The organism is Thalassolituus sp. UBA2009 (assembly GCF_002335285.1).
Classification (GTDB): domain Bacteria; phylum Pseudomonadota; class Gammaproteobacteria; order Pseudomonadales; family Oceanobacteraceae; genus Venatoribacter; species Venatoribacter alkanivorans.
The window spans coordinates 1,400-3,455 of sequence record NZ_DDCJ01000094.1; the positions used below are offsets into that span (position 1 = coordinate 1,400).

The 2,056-nt window shown below is 50.3% G+C and carries 1 protein-coding gene; it reads right to left on the reverse strand.

Annotated elements, in window-relative coordinates:
* Positions 1-2,056 (reverse strand): tetratricopeptide repeat protein (locus B3P58_RS11555; RefSeq protein ID WP_286717648.1); only part of this gene is annotated, 2,056 nt, incomplete at both ends.

Below are 2,056 nucleotides of genomic sequence, written 5' to 3' on the forward strand. Positions count from 1 at the left end.
CTCAAACGCGGCCTTACGCCACTCGCCTTTATCTTCGTAAGCGACGATCAGTTTACTTGGGATATCGGCGGTTAACTTATGCTCAGGATATTGCTCACGGAAATGCAGCAGTACTTCAATGGCCTGATCATAATCTTTCATCTGCATTAATAAGGTTGCCGCATCATATTCGGCAATAATGCGGGTATTACTTTCCGGAATAACGGTTGCCAGACGGCGCCAGTGGCCAACCGCTGCGGTCAGGTCACCCTGCTCTTTTGCCTGCTCGCCTTGTTTATAAACCGTGGCAGCGACTTTATCCCGTAACTCACGCCGGGTTTTCTTATCCAGTTTGCTGTAAGTCAGGGCTTTGCCCAGCGCTTCCTCGGATTCAGCAAACAGGCCCTGTTCAAAACTGGCATGTCCGCGTACCAGCGCCGCTCCATAACGGTAACGTTCAGGCAAATCGGCTTCGACCTGTGACGCCAGACGCGCCGTGGTCAGTGCCTGCGGATAGTATTTATCTTTCAGCAGCATTTCTGCGGTATTAACCAGCACGGTGCCACTGCGCTCATCCTGTGGAAACTCCTGCACAAAGCGCATTGCGCTGGCAACCGTTGCCTGACGCCAAGCCAGTGCTTCCGTTTTCGCCGGGCGGTATTTATTAAATGCAAGAATGGCGGCATAACCCGCTTCGGCCGCTTTTTCATAACCCGGATACTGATAAGCCACGATCTCATAATGATCTTTGGCCAGAGGGTAATCCTGCAGTTCGAACGCCACCTCAGCTAACAGAAAATGGGCTTTAACCGTGTCATCCGCTTCGGGAAAACTGCGGATATATTCTTTATACCAGCGTTCAGCTTCCGCCAACCGTTCACGCTTATCTTTCAGCTTTTTACTGTTCTGCCCCCAGGCATGATGGAAGCCCGCCAGATCCCAGATGTAAGTTGCCAGCGTTTTTTCCAGCGTCTGCTGCACAGCTTCTGTATGGTTCAGCCAGTAATTGCCGCCGACGCCAAACATACCGATATAGATTTCTTTATGCTTGCGCATCAGGTTTGGATAGCGTGCGGTTTTATAGCCTTCGATCAGACGTTCGTAATATACCGGCGCCAGCACATCATCCGGGTAACGCAGAACAAAGGCGCGTAAGGTAGATGCCCCGCTTTTATAATATTGTTTGTCGTAGTACAGCGTCGCCAGCCGGTCATAAATCAGATATTCATAATGGCGCTTGCCATGCTGATCATAAAATAAAGCAATCTGTTCCCAGTCTCCAAGGTCATCAAACATGATGGCCATAATCCGCAGGATGTCGTTGAGCATATCCAGCTCACCACCTTTGGCATCGGACAAGGTCGCGACAGTTGGATATTGCTCATCCAATAAACGGGTAAAAGCCAGCAGACTGTCCTGCAGACGATCCTGCTTAAAAATAGACCAGCCCTGCAGATAACCGGCACTGACGTAGTACTGATTGTCTTCCGGGCCGCGGTCAATCAGGCGCTGATAAGCCTGCTCTGCCCCTTCATAATCACCGGATGCGTACAGCAATTGCGCCAGACGGAATTCACTTTCAAGGTAATAAACCGAGCGCGGAAAATCGGCAACCAATTGTTCCAGTGTTGCAATGGCAGACTGCATACGCCCGGCCATGCTGTAGGCTTTAGCCAGCTGGTACAGCATGGCATCGTTATCGGAACGGTCCGGGTATGCCTCCAGCAACGATTCATAATCCCTGATTGAAGCAATGGCCTGAGCGCGTTCTTCACGCGTTGCGCTGATATCCAGACCGGAATCAGTCTCTTCCGGTATATTATCCAGCGCAATTTCTTCTGCCTGCAGTTTAAGACTGGCAATACGGTGGGCGACACGAATGCGCATTTCCGGTTCGGTAGCAACATCAAGATAACCCTGATAACGCTCAATCACATCGTCATGGCTGGTTTCCAGCGGATCATTGGATAATAAACGGACTTTAAGGCCGTTAATATTTCCCAGCGTTTTTTCCGTATCGTCCGGCTGTGAAAACAGGCTGCAGCCCGTCAGCGAGGTAATAATTAATAAAAAAAGT